Genomic DNA, 24,943 nt, shown 5'->3' on the forward strand with positions numbered 1-24,943 from the left:
TAAGGGAACCTATATAGGTTCCCTTAATTATTTTCTTTTCTTATTTCCCTATAAAATTTCAATATAATATTTGTTGGAAATAAACGATGCTCAAATAAAATAACAATTGATAAAGCAGCTTCAATTAATCCAATGGTAAAAAATAAAATATGCAGGAAAACAACTGTATTAAGTATTATACATTGAACTACAATCCAGATGACTAAAGCCCAACTAAAAACACTGCTTATATAACCTTGAAATTTTAATTTATAACGAAACATAAAAGCACTAATAATACTTCCAAGACCGATTACAGTAAACAGTATAATTCCAGGTATTAGATAATTACTAAAAGGCGAATTATTTAAAGGTTCAACGGACATACCAAGTGGTCCTTGAGGATTAATTATAGCAGCTAATCCCCCAGCTAAAGCTCCTATTCCTACAAATCCATGCAATATAAATAGTAAACGATATACAATTTCCATCATTATTCCCTCCTAAACATTATTAGGTATTTATAATTTAATTATATTAACAATATTTTACAATTGTGTATTTATTTTATTATACATCTTTTAAATGTTAAATTTCGCAAAAAACTAGTAATTTCAGTTTTTATTATTACTTAGGAAAAATTATAGACATTAATACTAAGTGTGTTATAATGTATTAAATATATAGTATAACGCACAAGGGGGGAGTTAAATGAATACAACACAAAGAATCAAAAAATTTAAAGATGAGTATATAAATTCAAAACCAAGCGTTTCTTATGAGAGAGCTAGAATTTTTACAGAGTCTCATAAATCTACAGAAGGTGAAGAAATATCTATAAGAAGGGCAAAGGCTTTCTTAGATACCTGTAATCAATTACCTATACAAATATTTGAAGATGAATTAATAGTAGGTACAGCAGGGGAATTTAGAAGATCGGGAATATTAACACCAGAGTTCTCATGGCAATGGGTAGATAATGAAATGGATAACTTTGATAAAAGGGTTCAAGATCCTTATACTATGAATGATGACCAAAGGGAGTTTGTTAGAAAAGAAATATTCCCTTATTGGAAAGGTCAATCACTAGAAGAAGTATTTTTAAAAAGAGTTCCAGAAGAAACTAAAAAAATATTAATAGATACAGGAATTATAGATAATGACTCAAAATGGAGGCAGGCAGTTGGAGAAATAACTCCCGATTATCAAGATATACTTTTTAAAAAAGGATATAAAAAAATAAAAGAAGAAGCAGATAAAAAAGTGGAAGAATTAGATATTTCAATTCCAGAAAACATCGATAAAATAAACTTTTACAAAACACAATCAATAGTATCACAGGGAATTATGGATTTTGCTAATAGATATTCAACTTTAGCAAAAGAAATGAGTGAAAAAGAAAAAGATCCTAAGAGAAAAGAAGAATTATTAAAAATATGTGATGTATGTAGTAGGGTTCCAGCAAATCCACCAAGTAACTTTTACGAAGCAATTCAATTTGTATGGTTTGTTCAACTAGGAGGAGTTATATCAGAAAATCCATTGGCTCTAAACTTAGGAAGATTTGACCAATATATGTATCCTTACTATGAAAAAGATATAAAAGATAATAACACAACTAAAGAAGAAGCACTAGAATTAATAGAAGCACTTTGGATTAAATTATCTGAATGGGTGTGGACTATATCAGCAAACACTGCTAACTACTTTGCAGGATATAACCAATTTCAAAACCTTACTATTGGAGGTAAGAAGAGAGACGGTACTGATGCTACTAATGAAATATCATACATGTGCTTAGAAGCCACAAAAAATGTAAAAACACATCAGCCAGGATTAAGTGTAAGAATTCACCAAGGAGCACCAGATGACTTTGTTATGGAAGTTGCAAGATTAGTAAGAGAAGGAACTGGATTCCCTGCTATTCATAGTGACAGTGCAGGAAGTCAAATGTTACTTCAAGATGGATATGATGCAGAAGATGCCAGGGATTGGAGTAACTGTGGATGTGTAGTTCCTCACTTTAGAAAGACAGGACAATGGACATCAGCAGTAAATATCAACTTTGGAGCAGCACTTGAGTATGCTACTAATCAAGGAAAATCAAGACTTACAAAAGAGCAAATGGGGTTAGATGAAAAGGACATTACAGAATTTAAAAGCTATGAAGAAGTTAAGGAAGCTTTCTTTAGACAATTTGAATATCTTATAAAACACTCTGTAATAGGTACTACAATTGCACAAAAAATTCATCAAGAAATAGTTCCAAGACCATTCTTATCAACTTGTGTAGATGGATGTTTTGAAAAAGGTCAAGACTTAAGTAAAGGTGGAGCAAAATATAATATAGGTCCAGTTTTAACAGGAATAGGCTTAGGTGTAGTATCAAATTCATTAGCTGTTATAAAAAAATTAGTATTTGAAGATAAGGTAATGTCTTTAGCAGATTTAGATAATGCTCTAGAAAACAACTGGGAAGGATATGAAGATTTAAGAAAATTAGCAATAGATGTTCCGAAGTATGGAAATGACGACGATTATGTTGATATAATAGCAGTTGAAATATCAAACTTCTATTACAATGAAATAAGAAAGTACAAAGATATATTTGGATCAAAGTTTAACAGTGCATTTATGGGAATCTCAAACTACGTTCCAACTGGAAAGATAATAGGGGCAACACCTTGTGGAAGAAAAGCTACTCAACCACTTACAGAAGGTGTATCGCCTTTTGCAGGAACTGATACAACAAGCCCATTAGCTGCAATGAAATCAGCAGCAAAGGTTAACCATGATGTTCATACAGGAGGAACACTTCTAAACTTAAGACTTAATCAAGAGTTAGTTTCAACTGAAAGAGGACTTAGAAACTTAACTTCTATGATAAAATCTTATTTTGCACTAGGAGCATTCCATGTTCAATTTAACACAATATCAAATGAAACACTACTAAAAGCTAAGGAAAATCCAGAAGAATACAAAGATCTTTTAGTAAGGGTTGCGGGTTATAGTACTCAATTTGTCAACTTATCGCCACAAATGCAAGATGCTATAATAGCTAGAAATGAACATAAGGAGTTTTAGTATTATATGAGCTTAGGAAAAGTTGTAAAAATCCAACCCTTTTCAGTAAACGATGGCGATGGAATAAGAACTACTGTATTTTTGGAAGGATGCAGCCTAAAGTGCAAATGGTGCTCTAATCCAGAATCTTGGAACAACATAGTTAAACTAGGATTTTCAAAACATAAATGCATAGACTGCAAAGTGTGTATAAATGTATGTCCTAAGGAAATAACATGTATATCTAATAGATATGAAATAAATGAAAAGTGCAATTTATGTGGCAAATGTGTTAGTAGCTGTAAGGGCAATGCACTTTCTATAATGACAACTCAAATGAGTATTGAAGAAATAGTAAAAAAAGTGGAAAAAGATATGATATTTTTCCTAGAATCAGGTGGTGGAGTAACTTTTTCAGGTGGAGAGCCCACTTACCAAACTTCATTTTTAAGAGATTTAGTTAATTACTTTTACAATAAGGGAATACATACAGCAATAGAAACCTGTGGATACTTTAATTGGGAAAAATGTAAGGACATATTTGAAAAGCTAGACCATATATTTATAGATATAAAGGTTATGGATGAAAATAAGCACAGAGAATATACAGGTTTAAGCAATAAAGTAATACTAGAAAATGTAGCTCATATTGGTAAGCTAAATAAATCAACAGTAATAAGGATACCAGTAATTCCAAATGTTAACGATGACTTAGAAAATATTAAAAAAACAGCTATGTTCGTAAAAGAGCATATAAAAGATCCAAAAATTGAACTTCTTCCATATCATAAACTTGGAATAGATAAATATAAATTATTAGGACTTGACGATTATATATATGAATTTGATAATATAGATAGGGATAAACTAGAACACCTAAAGAAAGTAATACAAGAATTAGGGGTTAAATGTGTAGAATATAAGTAATACAAGAAAGGATTATAAATATGCAAGATAAAAGTCCTAATATTGGAGCAAATTTAAGAGAGTTAAGACAAGAAATGGGAATTAGTTTAGATAAGGCATCGGAATTAACTGGAGTTAGTAAGGCTATGCTAGGACAAATTGAAAGAGGCGAATCAAATCCTACTGTATCTACCTTATGGAAAATATCAACAGGGCTAAAGATAAGCTTTACAGCTTTGTTAGATAACAATAGTGAATGTGTTGTTGTAAAAAAGGAAGACGTTGATTTTATTCCAGAAGAAAACGGTAGTATGAGACTTTATCCTATCTTCCCATTTGACTTAAAAAACAGGTTTGAATTATTTATAATTGAATTAGATGAAGGATGTCATCATGTATCAGCTACCCATAATAATGTTACAAGAGAGTATGTAATAGTAACTGATGGAGATATAGAGGTAGAAGTTGAAGATAAGTCGTATAGATTGTGTAAAGGACATTCAATGAGCTTTGATGGAAATTTAAGACATAGCTATAAAAATGTAGGTAGCAATAAAGCTGTGTTTAATAATATAGAATTATACAGATAAATGAAAAAATAATATAAAATGGAGATATACCAGTTGGTGTATCTCCATTTTTAATTAGCTGAAGTATGCCAGTCTTATTATATCCTTTGGACGTCTATTATTCCAAAGAAGATCTAAATCAATTTCACGACGTTCACCGTAGGTTGATACTGAAATATAGTGTTTTTCATCCTTAGGCTCTAACCATAAACCGGTTATAGTCATCCAGTGCCAAGTATAATCACTTAATTCTTTTACAGGATGTTTAAGTATTAAAATGGCAACGGGGAGTCTTTTGGATAAAGCCTTAGAAATAAAGTTTATAGCTTCACTCATATTGACCTTTTCATCGAGAATATGAGGTACTAAAATTACTCCCTTAGTTTTAGAAAAAGACAAAACATTTTTTGAGAACTGGTCAACTGATGTAAGACCAAATATTCCTGGTTTCACGTACTTACGAATTTCAACCATGTGTTTTATAAAGTCATTCTTGTTTATATTACCCTTATGAGGATATAATTTATAAAATTTATCCGGAAAGCTTTGAGATAAATATGCAGTTATAGTAGCTGCCGCAATCGGACCACAGCCACTAAGTTGGTGAGTTTTACGTGGGAACCAGCGTTGATCTCCTCCACAATGTATAATTTCAGAGTCATGTATCGAAAGATTAATTTCTTCCAACGGTATCACTTCCTTATATAGTTTTCCAATAGTTTTAGATTGATTTTAATTATCATTACAATATACCATATTTCTATTTACTAAGACTAGTAGTTTAGAGCAATTTTTATTAAGAGCCGATTTAATCACCATAATAAAAAACAAGGATAGCGTATTATTAAATAGACCTGATCTACAGCCACATTGTGCTTGGTTTTATACTAAGCATAATGTGGCTTTTTTATAATATCTTTATTAGATTTTATAAAATTTTTATATTTGTTTTATTTGGAGTTTATAAACAAGTTGTAGAATAAGTGTATAGAAAGAGCTAGTAAAAACACTTCAAATAAGAGTATAAAAATAAAGGGAGGATTTAAAAATGATAAATGAAACTAAAAAATACTCAATAGGATATGTAATAGAAACTATAGCTTCAGTAATAATTTCATCTTTAAGATTAAAAGAAAAAAACAAAAAAAAAATAAATTCAAAAGAGAAAAAGAGAGATGTTATATGGTATACATGGAGCTAAATGAAAAATGTAGATATTGGATATACTATGTGAAGATAAAAAAACGCCTATACTATAATATTTTATAGTATAGGCTATACATATTTTATAGGAAAGAAATATAAGCAAGGGTTTGGTGGTTATATATGTCCTTTAAAACAAGATTAATATTGTCTTACGTGGTAATGTTTATTGCACCTATTGTACTTACTACAATAGCTTCTTTTATTATTACAGATTTGAATGCTAGAGCTATAGCTGGATCCTACGGATTTAGTAATGGTAATCCTGTAAATCATTTTATGGAAAAAAGCCAATTAGCCTTTGAGAATATTGAAGAGGTAGCTTCTGAAAACCCAGATATACTTCAGGACAAAATATATCTTGAAAATTTAGAAAAAGATCTAATTGAGCATAATACAGGGATAGTTATTAGAAAAAATAATGAGATTATATACTCTTCAAAATCTTTGAAGAATTTGGACTTGAATAATAATCTGCCTAGATTTGGCTCAGATTCAGATAAAAATTTTGATCATAAAATTTTTGAAAATAAAATGAGTTTTATTAGACAGAATGATTTTTATTTTACAGATAAAAGCGAAGGTTCTGTATTTTTCATAACAGATATGGCTTTAATTTTAAAAAGTGTACAAAGAGTTGCTTTATATATAGGTATTGCAATTTTATTAATTTTAATAGCTACAAATGGGCTACTTACATATTTTATATCTAAAAGTATATTAAGACCTATAGAAACTTTAAAAGATGCAGCAAATCGCATAAAAGAAGGAAATTTAGAATTTGAAGTTAAACGTACTTCAAACGATGAAATAGGAGAGTTGTGTATTGCATTTGAAAAAATGAGGGAAAAGTTAAAAGAATCTATTGATATTCAGATACAATATGAAAACAATAGAAAAGAACTTATTTCAAATATTTCACACGATCTAAAAACTCCAGTAACTGCTATTAAAGGGTATGTTGAAGGTATTATAGATGGAGTAGCAGATAGTCCAGAAAAAATGGATAGATATATAAAAACTATTTATACAAAAGCATCTGACTTAGATCAACTCATAGATGAATTATTCTTATTTTCTAAGCTTGATTTAAACAACTTACCATTTAATTTCGAAGAGGTAGATATTGAAAAATATTTTAAAGACTGTGTAGAAGAACTTAGTTTAGATTTAGAAGAAAATAACATATTTTTAAGCTTAAAAATTGGAATTATTAATAATCAAATAGTGTTTATTGATAGAGAAAAATTAAAGAGAGTTATTATAAATATTGTACAAAATTCTTCAAAGTATATGGACAAAGAAAGAGGCAGGATAGATATAATCGTTAATGAAAAAGAAAATGAGTTAATAATAGAAATAAAGGATAATGGGCAGGGAATTCCTAGCGAAGATTTGCCATTTATTTTTGATAGGTTTTATAGAACAGATTCTTCAAGAAATAGCTCAACTGGAGGTAGTGGATTAGGGCTTTCAATTGTTAAACGAATAATAGAAGGTCATGAAGGTAGAATTTGGGCAAAAAGTATAGAAGGTGTAGGGACCAGTATATTTTTCACTTTAAAAAAACAAAGGTAGGGATAAAATGAAAAAAATACTTATTATAGAAGATGAACAAAGTATTGCAGAACTTGAAAGAGATTATCTTGAGATAAATTCATTTTCAGTTGATATTGAAAATAGCGGTGATAGTGGGCTAAAAAAAGCAATAAGTGAAGATTATGATTTAATTATATTGGATTTAATGCTTCCAAAAGTTGATGGGTTTGAAATATGTAAGCAAATTAGACTAAAAAAGGATGTTCCAATTTTAATGGTTTCTGCAAAAAAGGAAGATATAGATAAGATTAGGGGGCTTGGTCTTGGTGCTGATGACTATATTACAAAACCTTTTAGTCCAAGTGAACTTGTTGCAAGGGTAAAATCTCATCTTGCAAGGTATGATAGACTAATAGGAAGCAAAGAACCAAAAAAGGATGAAATAAATATTAGAGGTCTTCGTATAGATAAGATGTCAAGAAGGGTATTTTTAAACGAGAAAGAGATTACATTTACTACAAAAGAATTTGACTTACTTTCATTTTTAGCAGAAAATCCTAATAGGGTTTTTAGTAAGGATGATCTATTTGATAGAATTTGGGGTATAGATTCTTTTGGAGACATAGCTACAGTTACAGTTCATATAGGAAAACTTCGCGAGAAAATAGAAGCAAATCCTTCAAAGCCACAGTATATTGAAACTGTTTGGGGAGCTGGATATAGATTCAAAGTATAGCATTATACGTATATTAGAACAGCATCCATAGATTTGATTTACACAAATCATGGATGCTATTATTTTGTTTGCATATAGTATTACTTTTGAGTAAGAATAGATTTTTTACACTTATATTCTTCATCTGATATTTCTCCATTTACATATTTCTCATCTAACATTTTTAAGGCGTTACTTCTTCCCCCACCTAAATTTGTATATTGTTTTATAAAGAAAGCAATAATTGCTACAAATATTAATAGTCTTAAAGTTGATATAGTAGCAACACCTATTAAACCAAACATAATATCATCTCCTTAAATTTATTTTGCCTACAAGTTTTAACAACTTAATTTCTATCCCTTGTCTATGTGATTATTATAGATAAGAAAGGTAAAATATCTTTAAAATAAATATAAAAATTTTATAAAAATATCTAAAAACTTTATTTTGATTTTAAGTATTAATTTAGACAAATAAACAAAATTATAAAGTAGTACTATTATTAATTTTTTATTAATTCCACATAATGCCATGTAACATTTAATATATATTCAACGTCATAATTATTATAAGTGCTAGCTAGGAAAGGAGAGATTTGACTATGATGGAAAGCGAAAAAAGCATAGAACAACTATGCAGAGCTACATGGGAAGATATATATAAATATGTGTACTTCAAAGTTCAAAATAAAGAAGAAGCTGAAGATATAACTCAAGAAACATATATTAAGGCTATTTCATATATACAAAAGAATGATATAAAGATAAATAAATTTGTAAGTTTTTTAAAGACTGTTTCATCAAACGTTATAAAAGATAGATGGAGAAAAGATAAACGCTATGGAACTATTGTTAACATTGAAGATATAAACCCAAAGGAAGCATCAACAGAAGATCATACACAAACTATGGCTCAACGTGAGCTCATAGAAACTGCACTAAAACTTCTAAATGAAGAACAACGCAGAGTTATTGAATTAAGAATATTAAAGGGGTATTCAGTAGCACATACTGCTAAAGTAATGGATAAAAGTGAAGGAAATGTTAGAGTTTTGCAATATAGAGCACTGCAAAATCTTACAAAGATAATAAAAAGCGATATATAAAATGGAGGGATATATATGAACGATAAGGAAAAAAAATTATCAAACTACATTGATAGTTTAAATGAAGAAAAAAAACCTGGTGAACACGGCAGTGAAATAGAGTCACAAGAAATGGAAGAGCTTTTTGAAACTATAAGAATTGTAAAAAGTTTAAAGGAACCAAGTCTTCCAGATAAAGGTTTTGATAAAAAGCTAGCTAATAATATTAAGAATGAGTTAAATTATAAGCGTTCAAATAAATCAAGAAAAATTTGGTTCTTAGGAGGTGCCTCCATTGCAGCAGCTGCTGCAATAATAATTACATTAAATATAATGCAGCCCTTTGGTAGAAATAACGTAGTATATGCTATGGAAGAGGCTTTTAAAGATGTAAAGGCATATCATGGAGTTCTTGAAATTGTAGAAAAAAATGCTGAAGGGAAATCTACAATCCAATCAAAAGTAGAGGTATGGGCCGATAAAGAAGGTCGTTATTACGTTAAGGGAATAGAAGGTTCACAAAAGGATTTAATTACTGCAAACGATGGTCAAAAGAAATGGCAAGTTCAACCTAATGAAAAGGAGGTAGACGTATTTTCAGCTTTTCCAGACCCTTATATCTTCACATTTGAACTTGCAAAGGAAATAAAAGATGTAAAAGCTGCACTTAAAACTGAGGTTGTAGGTGCCGGTGTAATTGCAGGAAGAGCCGCGACAGTAGTAAAAGTGACTCCACAAGGAGGAAGCCCTTATAAAATATGGATAGATAAAGAAACAAATATGCCGTTACAAAAGCAATCTTCTATGGATTACTCACTACAGTATACTGTACGTTATGATAGTATAGATTTTATAGAAGCTGTTCCAAAAGATCTTTTAGCATATAGTGTACCAAAAGGATATAAGGAAGTTAATAATAATCCAGAACAAGTAGTAAATACTGTTGAAGAAGCAGAAGGAATTGTAGGGTTTACACCAAAGGTACCTCAAAATATGTCTCCATCATTTACTGTGGAAAATATAATAGTTGAAAATAAAACAAAGGTTGTTAAAATAAACTATTTTTCTAATGATAATAAAAAGAAGGTTTCTGTTTTACAGAAAAAAGTCTCACATAAATTTAAACCAGAATCTACATCAGTTCTAGGAAAGATAAATAATAATGTAGCTGAAATTAAAGAAGGAGTAGACGTAAACTCTGTTAGGTGGCAACAAGATGGATTTGAATATTCTGTAGTTGGGAATACTACTTTAGAAGAATTAAGCTTATTTATAAAGGACTTAAGTAATGGAACATTATATTTATCGGAAGAATCTTTTGGTAAGCCACAGGTTGAAGTTATTGTTGACTTAGAAGCAGAAGAAGGCGATCAAAAAAATGTTGATGCAGGACATTCACCATGGAAACTAGATCCAGCATTTGTAGCTCAAGTTTTTGTAAGTCTAAAAATATCTCCAGAAGGTATAGTTGGAGATTATCCAATTGATTATGAAGAGTTTAAAACAGTTCAAAACAACGGCAAAGAAGCAGTTGTAGAAGTAAGTTCAGATAAGTCACCTATAAGTAAAGTATACCTAAAAAGACTTATAAGACAAGATAACACAGGAATATGGACAGTAGTTGGATACGAAGAAAAAAATATAGTAAGTGGAGGCTAATGATGAAAAAATATACTGTTATACTTTTAGTTTTAATAATAACGTTTTTAGGTTCAGCATGTACTTCAAAGACATCTAATCTAATATTAAATCCTTATACAGAACTAGATAAGCTTCCACAAGAATACAGTCCAGAATTAGCCAAAAAAAATGGGGATGTTGTAGGAGTTCACGGCGAAGGTTACAATATAGAGAAATTTGATGAATTTATTGAAAAGTTTAAGAATAAAAAAGCAGATGATGGCGTGATGATAAGAGTAACAACTTATACAGTTGAAGGTGATCCCATAATATCCGATTTAATTATTATAGGAGAAAGTATAAAACTTGTACAAGATAATACAAGAGATAAATTTGGCAGCCCACAGAAGAGAGAGTATAAGGTAGTTGATATATTAAAACAAAAGAACAATGGGTATACAACTTATATAGCAAAAACTGATATGGGTAAAAAAATACCTTTAATTGATATAAGAAATAAATAAGTTATAAAAAAATACCAAAATGTAGATTAGCTAGGATGATTTTATAAATGAAGTTTAATTAAATACAGGATAGATGTTTACTATGCAATTGATAAAAATACCCTTATAGTGTAAAATTACACTATAAGGGTATTTTATGTGTTTACTATCATATAAATAATTATAGTGTTAAATTGTACCTAAGGAGTGATGAAAACAATGACAAGAGCTGAATTTATAAATAAAGTTGATGAAAAAATTAGGCTTTTAAGAGCTGAAAAGGGATATACACAAGATAAGATGGCGGAGATAATTGGAATATCTAAAAAAACCCTTGTACAAGTTGAAAAGGAGAGAGGTAGTTTGGGTTGGCCGGTTGCCGTTACAGCATGTGTTATCTTTAAAGATAGTGAGATACTAGAATTGGCTTTTGGTGGAGAAGTTGAAGATATTATTCGTTTACTATCATATGAAAATAATGAAAGGAAATATACATCAACACTGGGAGGAAAGATTTGGTGGAAAGACATAGATATTAAAAATTGTTATACAATTCAACAAAACATAGTATCTAATCACTATAGAATTTTGGATAGTAATAAAAGAAGAATATGTTACTCCTTCGATTTAGATTATATAAAACAAAGACTACAAGAACTATTAGCATAACATATATAAGAGAGGGGAATAAAATGAAAAATAATAAAAAATCAAAATTAAAGATAATTATAGGAGTGACATCTACAGCACTTATTGCCGCCATTCTTTTTATTGTTAATTCTTTTGTAGGTAATCCAATATCGCAAATTATAGCAAATGAAGCTATAGAACAATATGTGGAACAAAATTATTCTTTTTTAGATCTTGAGATAGATAAATCATACTATAACTTTAAAGATGGGTCATATGTAGCAATGGCTAGATCTAAAACTAGTATTGATACTAAGTTTGCTATATATTATCGAAATGGCAAAGTTCAACGAGATGACTATGAAACTTATGTATTAGGTATGTTTAATACTATACAAAGACTTTCAGATGAGTACTCTATTATTGCAAAAGATATAATTGCTAAAGAACTTGGATATAAAAACAATACTACAATGGTAATGTTTAATAAAGATGAGTATGAAAATGCCAACGATATTTTAAAACTTGATATGGTGTTTGATAAAGAATTACCTATAGATTCAGAAGTTACAATCCGACTTGATTTAGGGGATACCTCATTAGAAAAAATAGCAAAGGTTTTAACTGATGCTCATAATGCATGTGTAAAGAATAATTGCAATTTTAACAGATACAGTTTGTACACTGAAAATGATAAAATGTTTGTAATGGTTAATGGGGTTACTCCTGATGATATCGAAAGTGATAGACTTACAAGCATTCTTGAAGATGCTAAAAATAATGATGGAAATAGTACAATTAGTGTTTTTATTAAGGAAGATAAAAAATAATATATTATAAATAGAGCAACCAATAGTTAGTCTACAATATATGTAAAGTAAAAAAGGAGATAAATATGACAAATGTACTTATAGTAGAAGATGATAGCACAATAGCATTTGGAGTAAAATACGCCCTAGAACAAGAGGGATTTAATGTTGATATAGGAAAAGATTTAGAAACTTCAAGAGAAAAACTACGTAATGGTGATTACAATCTAATTTTATTAGATGTATCTCTACCTGATGGCAATGGCTATGAACTATGTCAAGAAATTAGAAGTTCATCAGATATTCCTATAATATTTTTAACAGCTTGTGATGAAGAAGTAAATGTTGTTATGGGCCTTGATATTGGTGGAGATGATTATATAACTAAGCCATTTAGGGTTAGAGAGCTTATTTCTAGAATAAAAGCTGTTTTAAGAAGAAAAAGCGGTATAGAAGATAATAAAAAAATATTAAGGTTTGGTGATTTGAGTATACATACTCTAGAAGCAAGTGTCTACAAAGGAAATAAAGAGATATTTTTAACTTCAGTTGAATATAAGCTTCTTTTAATACTTATACAAAATAAAAATATAGCACTTAGTAGAAATCAAATATTAGAAAAACTTTGGGATGTTGCCTATGAATTCGTCAACGACAATACTCTAACAGTTTATATAAAGCGATTAAGGGAAAAGATTGAAGATGACTCATCTAATCCCAAGTTTATAACAACTATTAGGGGTATTGGATATAAGTGGACAGGATGTGATGAAAATGTACATATCTAATCCAGAAGTTAAAAGTTTTTTTAGAAAGTACTTAGGATTTTTTATTTTATCTATAGTAATAAGTATTGGATCTAGTTTATTAACCTTATATATAATTAAGGATAAAGTTGTAGAAAACAACCAAGCTATAATAGGAAAAATAGTAATAAATAATCCAGAACTAGAAAGAGATATAGTAGATATAATTACACAAGGCAAATCTAATAATGTAGAATTCGGAGAGAAAATATTAAGTAAATACAACTACGACAAAAATATAAGCTTAGACACAGAGCCTATAATTAGTGAAAGTTTAAATAACATAGTAGGTTTAAATATATTAGTTGTTCTTATAATCTTTTTATTTATTTTAATATTAATTTTAAGTTATTTTAAAAAATTATACAAAGATATAAACGAGATGAAAAACTATGTATATCATAGTTCAGAAGGTAGAAATTTTAATATGAAAAATATAAACGAAGAAGGTCAAATTGGACTTTTAAAAGTAGAACTTATAAAGATGACAAATATCCTTAAGGAAAAAGTAGAGCTTTTAAATAAAGAAAAGATATTTTTAAATGATACAATTTCGGACATATCACATCAACTAAAAAACCCAATGACATCTCTTATGATATTAAATGATTTAATGTATGGAGATATAGATAAAGAAGTTAAAATTGATTTTTTAGATAAGATTAAAACTCAATTAAATAGAATGGATTGGCTAATAAAAAGTATGTTAAAGCTATCTAAGGTAGAGGCCAAAGTAATAAATTTTAAGAAAGAAAAAATAAAAATAAAAGAACTTATTCATAAAGCAATACAGCCCATGTTAATACCTATTGAAATCAAAAATCAAGTATTAACAATAGAAGGAGATAAAGAAGCTTCATATATTGGAGATATTGATTGGTCAGTTGAAGCATTAGTAAATATAATTAAAAATTGTGTAGAGCATACAGGAGATAGGGGTAGTATAAATATAAGTTACAAAGAAAATCCATTGTTTTCAGAAATAATAATAAAAGATAGTGGAGAAGGAATACATAAAAGTGATATACCTAATATATTTAAAAGATTCTATAGAGGTAAAAGCTCTTCAAAAGAAGGTAGCGTAGGTATAGGACTTGCTATGGCAAAGTCTATAATAGTAAGCCAAAATGGAGATATATTTGTTAATAGTGAAAAAAACAAAGGAACAGAGTTTCACATAACCTTCCTTAAAAGCTATAGTGACTAATCTGTCATTTTAAAATTCACTTTATAGTAATGTCTACATTGTAGAATACAATTATAAAGTTAATAAAATATGGAGGTAATTATGGAGATTCTAAGAGTAGAGAATTTAGTTAAAAGCTATGGAAAAGGCGAAACAAAAGTAGATGCGCTAAAAGAAATTAATTTATCTATAAATAAAGGGGAATTTGTTGCAATAGTAGGGCCTAGTGGAAGTGGGAAAAGTACATTACTTCATTTATTAGGTGGAGTTGATAAACCAACAGGTGGAAAGGTTTATATAAATGATGTAGATATATACAACCTAAAAACCAAAGATTTAGCAATATTTAGAAGAAGAAATATAGGAATTGTATATCAATTTTACAACTTAATACCAATACTAAGTGCAAAAGAAAATATACTTTTACCAGCAGAGTTAGATAATAGAAACGTAGATAATAACTATTTAAATGATTTATTATGTACACTTGGACTAAAGGAAAGAGAAAATCATCTACCAAACGAATTATCAGGTGGACAACAACAAAGAACATCAATAGGACGAGCATTAATAAATAGACCATCTATAGTTCTTGCAGATGAACCTACTGGAAATTTAGATACTAAAAATTCAAAGGAAATAATAGAACTATTAAAATTATCAGTTAAAAAATACAATCAAACTTTAATAATTATAACTCATGACAACAATATAGCTCTTCAAGCAGATAGGGTTATAACTATAGAAGACGGAATTATAGAAAGTGACGAGGTGATATAAATGAATTTATATACATCTTTAACTTTAAGGTATTTGATACAAAACAAAAAAAGAACAATTGTTACAATAATAGGTATAATATTATCTACTGCATTAATATGTGGTATAGGAAATATATACCAAAGTTATATGGACTATCAAATAAGACAGACAATAAAAGGCAGAGGTAGCTTTCATGCAACATTTTACGATGTAAAAAAGGAAAACTTAGATTGTATAACTAAATCTTCAGATGTAAAAACATCAGGCCTTAGTAGTAATTTAGGTCATGCGAAACTTAGTGATGAACATTTAAATATGTTACAAGTGAAAGAGTACGACAATAGTTCATTTGAAGGATATCAAGTTTCAGTAAAGAAAGGAAAACTTCCTACTAATAGTAATGAAATAATAGTTAGTGAAGACTCTCCTTTATTTCTAGAGAAAGATTACAAAATAGGGGATGAAATAACTTTAAATATAGGTGATAGGGTTAGTTCAAATGGAGATAAACCAAGTGATTATAGCGTATCTGATAAAGAATATATACAAGACCCTATAGAAAAAACATTTAAAGTCGTTGGGATAATGGCTAAACCTGGATTTGAATTTGGAAATTCAGTTACAACAGGTATAACATATCTAGATATTTCTCAAATATCTAGTGATAAAACAATAAATGTATCAATTATTGTAAAAGATCCTAAGGAAGTATATAGTAAAGTACCTAAAATAGCACAAAATTCAAATACAAAGCTAGAAAATATACAATACAATGAACACTTATTAAGATTACAAGGGGCGAGTAAACACGAAAATATAAATACAACTATAAGAGATATAATAATACTTGTAACATCTTTAGTTATTGTATGTACAATAGCTACAGTGTATAATGCATTTAGTATATCAATAAGTGAACGCAAAAAGCAATTTGGAATACTTAACTCAATAGGGGCAACCGGAAGCCAGGTTATGAAGCTAGTATTTATAGAAGGTTTTATAGTAAGTATAATAGGAATACCTATAGGATTATTATCTGGTACTTTTGCAATAGATATGTTATTTAAACTAATACAAAGTTTATTTAGCAAATCATATATGGGTGAGATGGGCTTAAGGGTGGTATACAGTCCTGAAATTATATTGATTAGTTCAATTATAGTTTTAATAACTATATTTATATCTGTAATTTTACCTGCAATAAGTGCAGCCAAAACTTCACCACTAGATGCAATAAGAAATACAGGAGATTATAAAATAGGAAAAGTTAAAGATTCAAAATTAGTTAAGGCAATTTTCAAAACTGAAGGAGTAATTGCTTACAAAAACCTAAGAAGAAATAATAAGAAATTTAGAATAACATTATTTTCATTAATAATAAGTATAGTTATATTTATATCCTTTTCTGGATTCATGAAGATGATGTTAAAGGCAGAAACTGTAAGATCAGGCCAAGTAACTCACGATATTGTTATTAATCCAAAAAATCAAATGAATGGCAAAATAGGAGAAAAAATAGTAAGTGAACTAAATAATATTTCTGGAATAAATAACTTTAATGCAACAAATTACAATGATTTAAGTTTGTCTATAAAAATTTATGAAAACAAAATAAATAAAGAGAATAAAAAAATAATAGAAAAATATTATGAAAAAGCAAAAGTAGGAAATGAGTACTTATATAATTTTGTAAATAACTCAATAAACTTTCCTGGAGATATAGCAGTAAGTAAATTAAAATTAAAAGAAGGAAGCTTTGAAAAAGAAACTGCTATAGATGAAGTTGGAGTAATACTTGTAGATAAAAGTTATTATGAAGAAGAAGGAAAAAAAGCTGAGTTAACGCTAACTAAATACAAGGTTGGAGATATAGTAAATGCAAATATAATTGATTATAATAAAGACGGGCAAGAAATAATAAAGCCTATAAAATTTAAAATAATGGCTATAACAGATGATTTAATTCCGGGGAACTATAATTACAGAACAATGGGTTTAGAGTTTATAACTTATGATGAAGTAGGTAAGAAATTAGGATATAAAGTAGAAAAAGGAACTATATATATAGATTCTGATAAAAAAGAAACTACAAAAAAGGCTATAAAAAATGTTGCAGATAAATACTATTATGATTTTAGAGATGAAAGCGAAGAATCTCTAAAGGTTAGACAAAGCTATAGAGTAATAGAAATATTTGTATATGGGTTTGTTGCTGTAATATCATTAGTTAGTGTAACTAATATAGTAAATACAATAAGTACAAATATAAATTTAAGAAAAAGAGAGCTTGCTATAATAAGGTCAATAGGTGTTACACCTAGTGGATTTAACAAAATGATATATTTAGAAAGTTTCTTATATGGAATACTTTCATTAGCTTATGGAATACCTATAGGAATTGTCCTTAACTTATTAATGAATAGAATTCTAGGCGGTGTAATAGAATTTGAAGCAGTTTTACCATGGGAAGCAATTGTTTTATCGGTTGTTGGAATATTTATTATAACGTTCATATCTTCATATATACCTATAAATAAGCTAAATAAAGAAAATATAATAGACAACATACGTATGGAAAGTATATAATTAATTTGTTGAAGTATATCTTAATAATATAAAAGGTTGTATCCAAAAGGATGCAACCTTTTATATTATTTACATAAAATTTACCAAATAAATTACATTATAGAAAGATAAAAACGCTTTAGAAATACTTTTGGAGGGGTAATTATGAAAATAGTTATTATAGGTAGTGGAAAAGTTGGAAGTACTATGATAGAACATCTAGCAGATGAAGGCCATGATATTGTAGTTATAGATAAAAATTTACAAAAAGTTGAAGAAGTAGTTAATAATTATGATGTCATGGGTATTTGCGGCAATGGTGCACTTTACGATATTCAAATGGAAGCTGGAGTTAGTAAATCAGATTTATTTATTGCAGTAACATCATCTGATGAAGTAAATTTAATTTGTTGTATGGTAGCCAAAAAAATAGGAGCAAAGCATACTATAGCTCGTGTAAGAGAGACAGAGTATTCATCTCAGCTAGAATTTATGAAAGAGAGTATGGGACTGAGTATGATGATTAATCCAGAAAGATCATCTGCAAACGAAATTGCTCGTATACTACGTTTCCCATCAGCTCTAAAGGTTGAGACCTTTGCAAAAGGTCGAGTGGATCTAGCAGAGGTAAAAGTAAGACCAAAAAGTAAATTAATAGGTGTATCAATAAGTGATTTGATTAAAAAATTTAAAGCTCAGGTATTAATTTGTGCACTTCAAAGGGGGCAAAAAGTGTACATCCCTAATGGGGACTTTATTTTAGAAGAAGGAGATAAAATACATATTACAGCTTCGCATAGAAATTTAGAAAAATTTATGATATCTGCAGGAATTTTTGAAAGAAAGATAAAATCTGTAATGATTATAGGGGGAAGTAGAATTGCTTATCATCTAGCTAAACAGTTAACTGAGTTAGGTATAGAGGTTAAGATTATAGATAATGATATGGATACCTGCCGTTATTTAAGTCAATACTTACCAAATACTGAGATTATACATGCAGATGGTACAGAACAATCAGTATTACTAGAAGAGGGAATAGAAGCTGTTGATGCATGTGTTTCTATGACAGGTATAGATGAGGAAAACGTTATAATATCTATGTATGCATTATCTTGTGGAGTAACAAAGGTAATAACAAAGGTAAATCGTAAATCAATTATTAAAATGTTAGAATCTGTAGGGTTAGATACTTTTATTTCACCTAAGGATATAACTGCAAATAAAATTGTCAGATACGTTCGTGCTAAGGGAAATAGTGTTGCTGGTGGAGTTGAAACACTTTATAAAATTGTTGATAAACAAGTTGAAGCATTAGAATTTATTGCTAGTAAAAATACAAGTTTTATTGGAGTACCATTTAAAAAGCTTGAAACAAAACCAAACTTATTAATTGCAGGAATAATGCGCAAGAACAAATTAATTGTCCCTAACGGAGATGACTCTATTGAGGTTAAAGATATTGTCATTGTAGTAACAACAAATCAAAACTTAACAAATTTAGAAGATATATTAGTATAGGAGGAAAGTTTCATGAATACTAGAATGGTATTAAGAACAACTGGTAAAATCCTTCTATTTGAAGCAGTTATGCTTTTATTGCCGCTAATAACTTCATTAATTTATAAGGAAAGTACATGGACTTATTTTTTAGCGACAATTGCAGTTATTCTCGTGGTTGGAGGTTTTATGGCAAAAACTCCAATAAAAGATAAACGAATTTATGCAAAGGAAGGCTTTGTTATTGTAGCTATGTCTTGGATTCTCGTTTCTTTTTTTGGAGCATTACCTTTTTATTTGAGCGGAGAAATTCCAAGCCTTGTTGATGCGTTTTTTGAAACCGTTTCAGGTTTTACAACTACAGGAGCCACTATATTAAGCGATATTGAAGCTTTGAGCTATGGAATGCTTTTTTGGCGTAGTTTTACTCACTGGATTGGCGGCATGGGAGTTCTTGTATTTGTTTTAGCCTTTTTACCTAAATCAGAGGGACAACACATGTATCTAATGCGTGCTGAAATTCCAGGACCTGTAGTAGGAAAGTTAGTTTCAACAGTTAGAAAAACGGCTAGAATTCTTTATGGAATTTATGCTTTATTAACTTTTATTGAAGTTATTCTACTATTATTAGGTGGAATGCCTTTCTTTGATAGTTTACTAAATAGTTTTTCAACTGCTGGTACTGGAGGATTTGGTATTAAAAACACAAGTATAGCTTATTATGATAGTGCATATGCTGATGCCGTTATTACTATCTTTATGATAATTTTCGGAATTAACTTTAACATATTTTATTTAATCGTTTTAGGTAACGTAAAAGAAGCATTAAAAAGTGAAGAACTAAGATGGTATCTTGGAATTATTGCAGCTTTTATTATTGTAATTACAATTAATATAATGCCTAGTTATAAAAATATATTAGAGGCCTTTAGATATGCATCATTCCAGGTAGGTTCAATTATAACTACAACAGGATTTATAACGGCTGATTTCTCATTATGGCCAGTTTTATCTCAAGTTCTTCTTGTGTTATTAATGCTTATAGGAGCTAGTGCAGGATCTACAGGTGGAGGAATAAAAGTAGGACGTATTATAATTTTATTTAAAAGTTCTTTAAGGGATTTAAAACAATTAATTCATCATCGTTCTGTTTATACGGTAAAACTTGATGGAAAAAATATGGAAGAACAAACTGTTAAAGAAGCACATTCATACTTCTTTCTTTATATGATTATTTTATCAATTTCAGTAATTATTTTGTGTTTTGACTCTTTAGACATAGTTTCAATAACAACAGCTGTTATTACGTGTATGGGAAATGTAGGTCCTGGTTTGGGAGCAATTGTTGGGCCTGTAGGGAACTTTTCTACATTATCTGATCTATCAAAACTCGTTTTAAGTTTTGATATGTTGGCAGGTCGTCTAGAAATATTTCCATTGATTATGATATTCGGATACTTTAAACTAAAGAAAAAGGTTAAATACAAAAGTTAATAATACAATAAAAGCTGCACTTAAAATTAAGTGCAGCCTTATACTTATGTAAAATAAATACTAATATAAAAGCTTACTTGCTGTGACATTCATGTCCATGTGAATGGCAAGCATCACCAGAATCAACAAGATTACCCTCAAGCCATTTAGTAGCTACCGAATTTATATCTCCTGAACAACCACGTAGTACTTCTATGCCTGCATTCTTTAGCACTCTTACAGCTCCATCTCCCATATTACCTGCAAGCATAACTTTAACACCTATTTCAGAAAGAGTTGTTGCAATATTTGATTTGCATCCACAACCTACTGGTGATGGAACTATATCAGAAGAAATTATTTCTTTAGTATTAGTATCAACTGTAAGAACTGTAAAATATTCGCAGTGTCCAAAGTGATCATCAATATTATTATTACGTGATGGTAATGCAATTTTCATAATAAAACCTCCAGTAATATAAATTAAAGTAGCATATAAGTATAAGTTATTGACATATGCCCTATATCTATTATAATAAACTTATAAAGAACATATGTCAATAACATTTAATAAAGGAGAATAAAATATGCCAAGGCCAAGAAAATGTAGAAAAGTATGTTGTCTACCTAAAAGTAGCTTATTTGGTCCAGTAAATAAACTTAACATAGAAAACGAAACTGTTATAATGACAGTTGATGAATATGAGGCTATTAGACTTATGGATTTAGAAGGGATGACACAAGAGGAGTGTGCACAGCAAATGAATGTGGCACGTACAACAATTCAAAGAATATATAATGAGGCTAGATTAAAGATAGCAAAATCTTTAGTAAATGGAGATCTGTTAAAAATTGAAGGCGGAGATTTTAAATTATGTAATGAATCTGAATCACCTAGCTGTAAAAAATGTAATAAGAAAAAATGTTATGATATTTAAATAAATATATTTTAAGCGATTGAAAATCCAATCGCTTTTTTAAAATTACTTATTATTTTTCTTTTTTTCTATAGGTTTAAAAGTCCATTCATAACCACCTTGTGCTGTCATAGTTAGAATCATAGCATTGATAATAGTTAGAAGTAATTTAGATGCATCAAATGTATTTGACATAACTTGATAACCTATAATAGTTAGTAGAGAATATAAAAACACTATATACTTTGTAGGTAATCCCTTAGCAAATTTGTCAATTAACTCCTTTGTAAACTCAGTAAAAAGTAATACTACAGTTACCATACCAACAAATGTTGAAAGATAGTCTAAAGTTATAAAATTATCCATAATTGCCTCCTTATTAATTTTATTAAATTATATTAATTTTTTTTAATACCTATTACCATATTGTGTTTGTTTAACATTAATATATTTTATATAAAAAAGAGTTTGAATTAATTTAATATATATAATAATATTGTTGTATGGAAAATTAAAAGAAAGATAAGGGTGTTTTAAATGGAAGATTTAAAGAAAGCAATTGATGACATAGTACAAGAAGATATTGTAAAAGTAGTTGTTAGCAACAAAATGAATAAAGACGTTGAATATAATAAGATAACATTTGTATTAAAAGAAAAAAACAAAAAAGAATATTATCAAATAGAAAAATTTACTGATAAGCAGGTATTTCATGAAAATATTGATGTAGATAGTTTAGGAGAAAAAATCTTAGAATATGTAACATCTAGCTATAAGCAACTTTCTGCGTGGTCAAATGCAACTACATTTGATTTGAAAGTATCTAAAAAAGGTAAGGTTTTTTTAGGTAAGAAAAGAAGTGACAACAGTATACAGGTAAATAAAAGCCACAATAAAGAAAAAAATTATATTCTTAAAGAGGGTATGATAATTGAACCTTTAATAGATTTAGGTGTTTTTACAAAAGAAGGTAAAGTAGTCAATTCGAAATACGATAAATATAAGCAAATAAATAGGTTTATAGAAATTATCGACGATGAAATTAAGAAAAATAACTTTGAAGAGCTTACAATATTAGATTTTGGATGTGGGAAATCTTATTTAACATTTGTATTATATTATTATTTTGTAGAAATTAAAAAGATAAACGTTAAAATGATAGGATTAGATCTTAAGGAAGATGTTATTAAAAAGTGTAATGATATAGCTAAAAGATATAATTACGAAAATTTACATTTTGAACTTGGAGATATAAATGGATTTAAATACAACAACAAAGTTGATATGGTAATTACATTACATGCATGTGATACAGCTACTGATTATGCTTTATATAATGCAATAAAGTGGAATAGCAAAATGATTTTCTCTGTTCCTTGTTGCCAACATGAATTTAACCATCAAATGAAAGCAGAATCTCTATCTATATTAACAAAATATGGAATAATACAAGAAAGAGTTGCAGCTCTCATGACAGATAGTGTTAGAGCTAATTTATTAGAATGTGTAGGATATAAAACTCAACTTTTAGAATTTATAGACATAGCACATTCTCCTAAAAATATATTAATTAGAGCTTCAAAATCAAATATATCTAATGATAAAAGAGAAAAATCTTTGGAAGAAGTTAAAGGCTTAATGGATCAATTTAATTTTAACCCAACATTATATAATTTATTAAAAGAAGATAATTTAATATAGAATAAATAAACGCTGTACTACTTAAGTACAGCGTTTATTTATTCTCTTTTCTTAGTTTGGTTTTGGTTCTGAATCTTTTTCTCTACAGGCCTAAATGCACATTCATATCCACCCATTGCAGTCATTGTCAACATCATTGCATTGATAAGAGTTACGAATATTTTAGATATATCAAATATACCAGCAGTAATTTCATAACCTACAATAGTTATTAGAGAATATATAAAAACTACATACTTTGTAGGCAATCCTTTAGTGAATTTGTCAACTAACTCCTTCGTAAATTGGGTAATGAGTACTATTATAGTAACCATACCTCCAAATGTTGAAAGATAATCTAAAGTAATAAAACTATCCGAAATAGCACTTTCCATAATAACCCTCCATGATGATTATAAATTTTTATGACATAGTTATTTGTATATATTATGCAAGTATATATGGAATTGTTTCAAATTAATAAGCATTATAGATACATTTTATCTGTTGAATCAACCTATCAATACATATTTAACTATAACAAAGAATTTCAAATTATCTTTGAAAGTGATAAAATAATCATAAAAAGTTAATAAAAATAAAAGAAAGAAAGGAATGTTATGAAAGAATCAAAACTTATTGAAATGATAAAAAATAATCCATATAGTATATCAACTATAGACAATCCTACAGATGAGATGAAGTTATTGGCTATTAAAAAAAATGGACTTTTATTAGAATACATGGATAATCCAACTATAGAAATGCAAGAACTAGCAATAGACAATAATGTTAGAGCAATTAAGTTTATAAATAATCCTACAGAAGATATGATGATAAAAGCTGCAAACAATGGATGGATTAACTTAGAGTATATCAAAAGTCCAACTAATAAGGTCATTAAATTAGCCATAAATCAATCTGGATGGGCTATTAAATATATCAAAGATCCAAGTGAAGAATTACAGCTATTAGCAGTAAGAAAAAATTATGATTCGATAAAGTATATAAAAGAGCCTTATGAAAGTGTGCAAGAAGAAGCTGTAAAAATAAGTTATGGTGCATTAAGATATATAAATTCACCTACATACAATACAGAACTTATAGCTATAAAAAACAATGAATCAGCTATTAATTTTATAAATGATTTAGACAAGAATAAAATGTTAGAATTTTTGAAGGTAAATATTTTAGTGATTAAATATATTATGAAAGAAATATCTAAAAATGAATTAGAAGAAGTATTAAAACAAGTATTATCAAAGGAAGATGTTGAAGAAAAATATGTCAGGGATTTTTTAAATTGTAGCACTATAGATAGAAATAATTATATTATGTCAATTGACAAAGTAATGTTTATTTATAAATATGGAAGTAAAAAGGCAAAGAAAATAGCTGTAGATGAAAAGTTAAAGATGATATAGGAGATGA

General features: G+C 28.5%; 26 protein-coding genes. 20 read left to right on the plus strand and 6 right to left on the minus strand.

Annotated elements, in window-relative coordinates; genetic code table 11:
• Nucleotides 1-23 precede the first annotated feature (23 nt).
• Complete coding sequence (locus ACUSRV_RS03905) at nucleotides 24-473, minus strand: hypothetical protein (protein WP_490140610.1); 450 nt, start codon at nucleotides 471-473, stop codon at nucleotides 24-26.
• 217 nt (nucleotides 474-690) lie between these two features.
• Here ACUSRV_RS03905 and ACUSRV_RS03910 point away from each other — a divergent pair, with 217 nt between their 5' ends.
• From ACUSRV_RS03910 to ACUSRV_RS03920, 3 genes are read left to right on the plus strand one after another with little or no spacing between them, the layout of a single operon-like run.
• Complete coding sequence (locus tag ACUSRV_RS03910) at nucleotides 691-3,063, plus strand: glycyl radical protein (protein ID WP_490140611.1); 2,373 nt, start codon at nucleotides 691-693, stop codon at nucleotides 3,061-3,063.
• A gap of 6 nt (nucleotides 3,064-3,069) precedes the next feature.
• Complete coding sequence (locus ACUSRV_RS03915) at nucleotides 3,070-3,969, plus strand: glycyl-radical enzyme activating protein (RefSeq protein WP_490140612.1); 900 nt, start codon at nucleotides 3,070-3,072, stop codon at nucleotides 3,967-3,969.
• Nucleotides 3,970-3,989: 20 nt separating this feature from the next.
• Entirely contained in the window at nucleotides 3,990-4,538 is a 549-nt protein-coding gene (locus tag ACUSRV_RS03920) for a helix-turn-helix domain-containing protein (RefSeq protein WP_490140613.1), read from the plus strand.
• Between the two features lie 54 nt (nucleotides 4,539-4,592).
• On the opposite strand, the gene ACUSRV_RS03925 is transcribed toward ACUSRV_RS03920, so the two are convergent.
• Nucleotides 4,593-5,204: a hypothetical protein gene (locus ACUSRV_RS03925; protein ID WP_490140614.1), complete on the minus strand. Its 612-nt coding sequence runs from the start codon at nucleotides 5,202-5,204 to the stop codon at nucleotides 4,593-4,595.
• Nucleotides 5,205-5,565: 361 nt separating this feature from the next.
• Between ACUSRV_RS03925 and ACUSRV_RS03930 the strand changes: the two genes are divergently transcribed.
• From ACUSRV_RS03930 to ACUSRV_RS03940, 3 genes are all read left to right on the plus strand, one after another.
• A complete protein-coding gene (locus tag ACUSRV_RS03930) occupies nucleotides 5,566-5,718 on the plus strand; it encodes a hypothetical protein (protein WP_490140615.1) in 153 nt (50 codons plus the stop codon).
• A gap of 125 nt (nucleotides 5,719-5,843) precedes the next feature.
• Entirely contained in the window at nucleotides 5,844-7,298 is a 1,455-nt protein-coding gene (locus ACUSRV_RS03935; RefSeq protein WP_490140616.1) for a sensor histidine kinase, read from the plus strand.
• A gap of 7 nt (nucleotides 7,299-7,305) precedes the next feature.
• Nucleotides 7,306-7,995 (plus strand): response regulator transcription factor, encoded by a 690-nt coding sequence (locus tag ACUSRV_RS03940; protein ID WP_490140617.1) that lies wholly within the window; start codon nucleotides 7,306-7,308, stop codon nucleotides 7,993-7,995.
• An 80-nt stretch (nucleotides 7,996-8,075) separates the two neighbouring features.
• Here the strand turns inward: ACUSRV_RS03940 and ACUSRV_RS03945 are convergent, their stop codons facing one another.
• The gene (locus tag ACUSRV_RS03945; protein WP_490140618.1) at nucleotides 8,076-8,279 is read right to left on the minus strand and encodes an SHOCT domain-containing protein; all 204 of its coding nucleotides are present in this window, start codon (nucleotides 8,277-8,279) and stop codon (nucleotides 8,076-8,078) included.
• A 299-nt stretch (nucleotides 8,280-8,578) separates the two neighbouring features.
• Here ACUSRV_RS03945 and ACUSRV_RS03950 point away from each other — a divergent pair, with 299 nt between their 5' ends.
• The 11 genes from ACUSRV_RS03950 (at nucleotide 8,579) to ACUSRV_RS04000 (ending at nucleotide 20,936) form a co-directional block, all read left to right on the plus strand.
• Nucleotides 8,579-9,082 (plus strand): RNA polymerase sigma factor, encoded by a 504-nt coding sequence (locus ACUSRV_RS03950; protein WP_490140619.1) that lies wholly within the window; start codon nucleotides 8,579-8,581, stop codon nucleotides 9,080-9,082.
• Between the two features lie 15 nt (nucleotides 9,083-9,097).
• On the plus strand, nucleotides 9,098-10,720 hold the full coding sequence (locus ACUSRV_RS03955) for a LolA family protein (RefSeq protein WP_490140620.1): 1,623 nt from the start codon (nucleotides 9,098-9,100) through the stop codon (nucleotides 10,718-10,720).
• Between the two features lie 2 nt (nucleotides 10,721-10,722).
• Nucleotides 10,723-11,205 (plus strand): DUF4362 domain-containing protein, encoded by a 483-nt coding sequence (locus ACUSRV_RS03960; RefSeq protein ID WP_490140621.1) that lies wholly within the window; start codon nucleotides 10,723-10,725, stop codon nucleotides 11,203-11,205.
• A gap of 198 nt (nucleotides 11,206-11,403) precedes the next feature.
• Entirely contained in the window at nucleotides 11,404-11,853 is a 450-nt protein-coding gene (locus tag ACUSRV_RS03965; protein ID WP_490140622.1) for a helix-turn-helix transcriptional regulator, read from the plus strand.
• Nucleotides 11,854-11,876: 23 nt separating this feature from the next.
• Nucleotides 11,877-12,644 carry a YfjL-like protein gene (locus ACUSRV_RS03970; protein ID WP_490140623.1) on the plus strand — a complete coding sequence of 256 codons (768 nt, stop codon included), beginning with the start codon at nucleotides 11,877-11,879 and terminating at the stop codon, nucleotides 12,642-12,644.
• 65 nt (nucleotides 12,645-12,709) lie between these two features.
• Nucleotides 12,710-13,411 (plus strand): response regulator transcription factor, encoded by a 702-nt coding sequence (locus ACUSRV_RS03975; RefSeq protein WP_490140624.1) that lies wholly within the window; start codon nucleotides 12,710-12,712, stop codon nucleotides 13,409-13,411.
• Nucleotides 13,398-14,636: a sensor histidine kinase gene (locus ACUSRV_RS03980; protein WP_490140625.1), complete on the plus strand. Its 1,239-nt coding sequence runs from the start codon at nucleotides 13,398-13,400 to the stop codon at nucleotides 14,634-14,636. The genes ACUSRV_RS03975 and ACUSRV_RS03980 overlap by 14 nt, the downstream gene beginning before the upstream one ends.
• An 81-nt stretch (nucleotides 14,637-14,717) precedes the next feature.
• On the plus strand, nucleotides 14,718-15,395 hold the full coding sequence (locus tag ACUSRV_RS03985) for an ABC transporter ATP-binding protein (protein ID WP_490140626.1): 678 nt from the start codon (nucleotides 14,718-14,720) through the stop codon (nucleotides 15,393-15,395).
• Nucleotides 15,396-17,963 carry an ABC transporter permease gene (locus ACUSRV_RS03990; RefSeq protein ID WP_490140627.1) on the plus strand — a complete coding sequence of 856 codons (2,568 nt, stop codon included), beginning with the start codon at nucleotides 15,396-15,398 and terminating at the stop codon, nucleotides 17,961-17,963.
• A 144-nt stretch (nucleotides 17,964-18,107) separates the two neighbouring features.
• Entirely contained in the window at nucleotides 18,108-19,463 is a 1,356-nt protein-coding gene (trkA, locus tag ACUSRV_RS03995) for a Trk system potassium transporter TrkA (RefSeq protein WP_490140628.1), read from the plus strand.
• A gap of 12 nt (nucleotides 19,464-19,475) precedes the next feature.
• Complete coding sequence (locus ACUSRV_RS04000; RefSeq protein ID WP_490140629.1) at nucleotides 19,476-20,936, plus strand: TrkH family potassium uptake protein; 1,461 nt, start codon at nucleotides 19,476-19,478, stop codon at nucleotides 20,934-20,936.
• Between the two features lie 73 nt (nucleotides 20,937-21,009).
• On the opposite strand, the gene ACUSRV_RS04005 is transcribed toward ACUSRV_RS04000, so the two are convergent.
• Nucleotides 21,010-21,375 carry a NifB/NifX family molybdenum-iron cluster-binding protein gene (locus tag ACUSRV_RS04005; RefSeq protein WP_490140630.1) on the minus strand — a complete coding sequence of 122 codons (366 nt, stop codon included), beginning with the start codon at nucleotides 21,373-21,375 and terminating at the stop codon, nucleotides 21,010-21,012.
• Nucleotides 21,376-21,502: 127 nt separating this feature from the next.
• Between ACUSRV_RS04005 and ACUSRV_RS04010 the strand changes: the two genes are divergently transcribed.
• Nucleotides 21,503-21,853, plus strand: a complete 351-nt coding sequence (locus ACUSRV_RS04010; RefSeq protein WP_490140631.1) for a DUF134 domain-containing protein — start codon at nucleotides 21,503-21,505, stop codon at nucleotides 21,851-21,853.
• A gap of 45 nt (nucleotides 21,854-21,898) precedes the next feature.
• Here the strand turns inward: ACUSRV_RS04010 and ACUSRV_RS04015 are convergent, their stop codons facing one another.
• Nucleotides 21,899-22,198: a hypothetical protein gene (locus tag ACUSRV_RS04015; RefSeq protein ID WP_490140632.1), complete on the minus strand. Its 300-nt coding sequence runs from the start codon at nucleotides 22,196-22,198 to the stop codon at nucleotides 21,899-21,901.
• 171 nt (nucleotides 22,199-22,369) lie between these two features.
• Here ACUSRV_RS04015 and ACUSRV_RS04020 point away from each other — a divergent pair, with 171 nt between their 5' ends.
• Entirely contained in the window at nucleotides 22,370-23,533 is a 1,164-nt protein-coding gene (locus ACUSRV_RS04020) for a class I SAM-dependent methyltransferase (RefSeq protein ID WP_490140633.1), read from the plus strand.
• Nucleotides 23,534-23,571: 38 nt separating this feature from the next.
• Here the strand turns inward: ACUSRV_RS04020 and ACUSRV_RS04025 are convergent, their stop codons facing one another.
• The gene (locus ACUSRV_RS04025) at nucleotides 23,572-23,907 is read right to left on the minus strand and encodes a hypothetical protein (protein ID WP_490140634.1); all 336 of its coding nucleotides are present in this window, start codon (nucleotides 23,905-23,907) and stop codon (nucleotides 23,572-23,574) included.
• 225 nt (nucleotides 23,908-24,132) lie between these two features.
• Here ACUSRV_RS04025 and ACUSRV_RS04030 point away from each other — a divergent pair, with 225 nt between their 5' ends.
• Nucleotides 24,133-24,936, plus strand: coding sequence for a hypothetical protein (locus ACUSRV_RS04030; RefSeq protein WP_490140635.1), 804 nt, complete (start codon nucleotides 24,133-24,135; stop codon nucleotides 24,934-24,936).
• Nucleotides 24,937-24,943 lie beyond the last annotated feature (7 nt).

The organism is Sporacetigenium sp. TC11, assembly GCF_058146105.1.

Coding starts and splice junctions, on each gene's coding strand:
- ACUSRV_RS03905 (WP_490140610.1), bottom strand. CDS start 473: ATGATGGAAATTGTATATCGTTTACTATTTATATTGCATGGATTTGTA.
- ACUSRV_RS03910 (WP_490140611.1), top strand. CDS start 691: ATGAATACAACACAAAGAATCAAAAAATTTAAAGATGAGTATATAAAT.
- ACUSRV_RS03915 (WP_490140612.1), top strand. CDS start 3,070: ATGAGCTTAGGAAAAGTTGTAAAAATCCAACCCTTTTCAGTAAACGAT.
- ACUSRV_RS03920 (WP_490140613.1), top strand. CDS start 3,990: ATGCAAGATAAAAGTCCTAATATTGGAGCAAATTTAAGAGAGTTAAGA.
- ACUSRV_RS03930 (WP_490140615.1), top strand. CDS start 5,566: ATGATAAATGAAACTAAAAAATACTCAATAGGATATGTAATAGAAACT.
- ACUSRV_RS03935 (WP_490140616.1), top strand. CDS start 5,844: ATGTCCTTTAAAACAAGATTAATATTGTCTTACGTGGTAATGTTTATT.
- ACUSRV_RS03940 (WP_490140617.1), top strand. CDS start 7,306: ATGAAAAAAATACTTATTATAGAAGATGAACAAAGTATTGCAGAACTT.
- ACUSRV_RS03945 (WP_490140618.1), bottom strand. CDS start 8,279: ATGTTTGGTTTAATAGGTGTTGCTACTATATCAACTTTAAGACTATTA.
- ACUSRV_RS03950 (WP_490140619.1), top strand. CDS start 8,579: ATGATGGAAAGCGAAAAAAGCATAGAACAACTATGCAGAGCTACATGG.
- ACUSRV_RS03955 (WP_490140620.1), top strand. CDS start 9,098: ATGAACGATAAGGAAAAAAAATTATCAAACTACATTGATAGTTTAAAT.
- ACUSRV_RS03960 (WP_490140621.1), top strand. CDS start 10,723: ATGAAAAAATATACTGTTATACTTTTAGTTTTAATAATAACGTTTTTA.
- ACUSRV_RS03965 (WP_490140622.1), top strand. CDS start 11,404: ATGACAAGAGCTGAATTTATAAATAAAGTTGATGAAAAAATTAGGCTT.
- ACUSRV_RS03970 (WP_490140623.1), top strand. CDS start 11,877: ATGAAAAATAATAAAAAATCAAAATTAAAGATAATTATAGGAGTGACA.
- ACUSRV_RS03975 (WP_490140624.1), top strand. CDS start 12,710: ATGACAAATGTACTTATAGTAGAAGATGATAGCACAATAGCATTTGGA.
- ACUSRV_RS03980 (WP_490140625.1), top strand. CDS start 13,398: ATGTACATATCTAATCCAGAAGTTAAAAGTTTTTTTAGAAAGTACTTA.
- ACUSRV_RS03985 (WP_490140626.1), top strand. CDS start 14,718: ATGGAGATTCTAAGAGTAGAGAATTTAGTTAAAAGCTATGGAAAAGGC.
- ACUSRV_RS03990 (WP_490140627.1), top strand. CDS start 15,396: ATGAATTTATATACATCTTTAACTTTAAGGTATTTGATACAAAACAAA.
- trkA (WP_490140628.1), top strand. CDS start 18,108: ATGAAAATAGTTATTATAGGTAGTGGAAAAGTTGGAAGTACTATGATA.
- ACUSRV_RS04000 (WP_490140629.1), top strand. CDS start 19,476: ATGAATACTAGAATGGTATTAAGAACAACTGGTAAAATCCTTCTATTT.
- ACUSRV_RS04005 (WP_490140630.1), bottom strand. CDS start 21,375: ATGAAAATTGCATTACCATCACGTAATAATAATATTGATGATCACTTT.
- ACUSRV_RS04010 (WP_490140631.1), top strand. CDS start 21,503: ATGCCAAGGCCAAGAAAATGTAGAAAAGTATGTTGTCTACCTAAAAGT.
- ACUSRV_RS04015 (WP_490140632.1), bottom strand. CDS start 22,198: ATGGATAATTTTATAACTTTAGACTATCTTTCAACATTTGTTGGTATG.
- ACUSRV_RS04020 (WP_490140633.1), top strand. CDS start 22,370: ATGGAAGATTTAAAGAAAGCAATTGATGACATAGTACAAGAAGATATT.
- ACUSRV_RS04025 (WP_490140634.1), bottom strand. CDS start 23,907: ATGGAAAGTGCTATTTCGGATAGTTTTATTACTTTAGATTATCTTTCA.
- ACUSRV_RS04030 (WP_490140635.1), top strand. CDS start 24,133: ATGAAAGAATCAAAACTTATTGAAATGATAAAAAATAATCCATATAGT.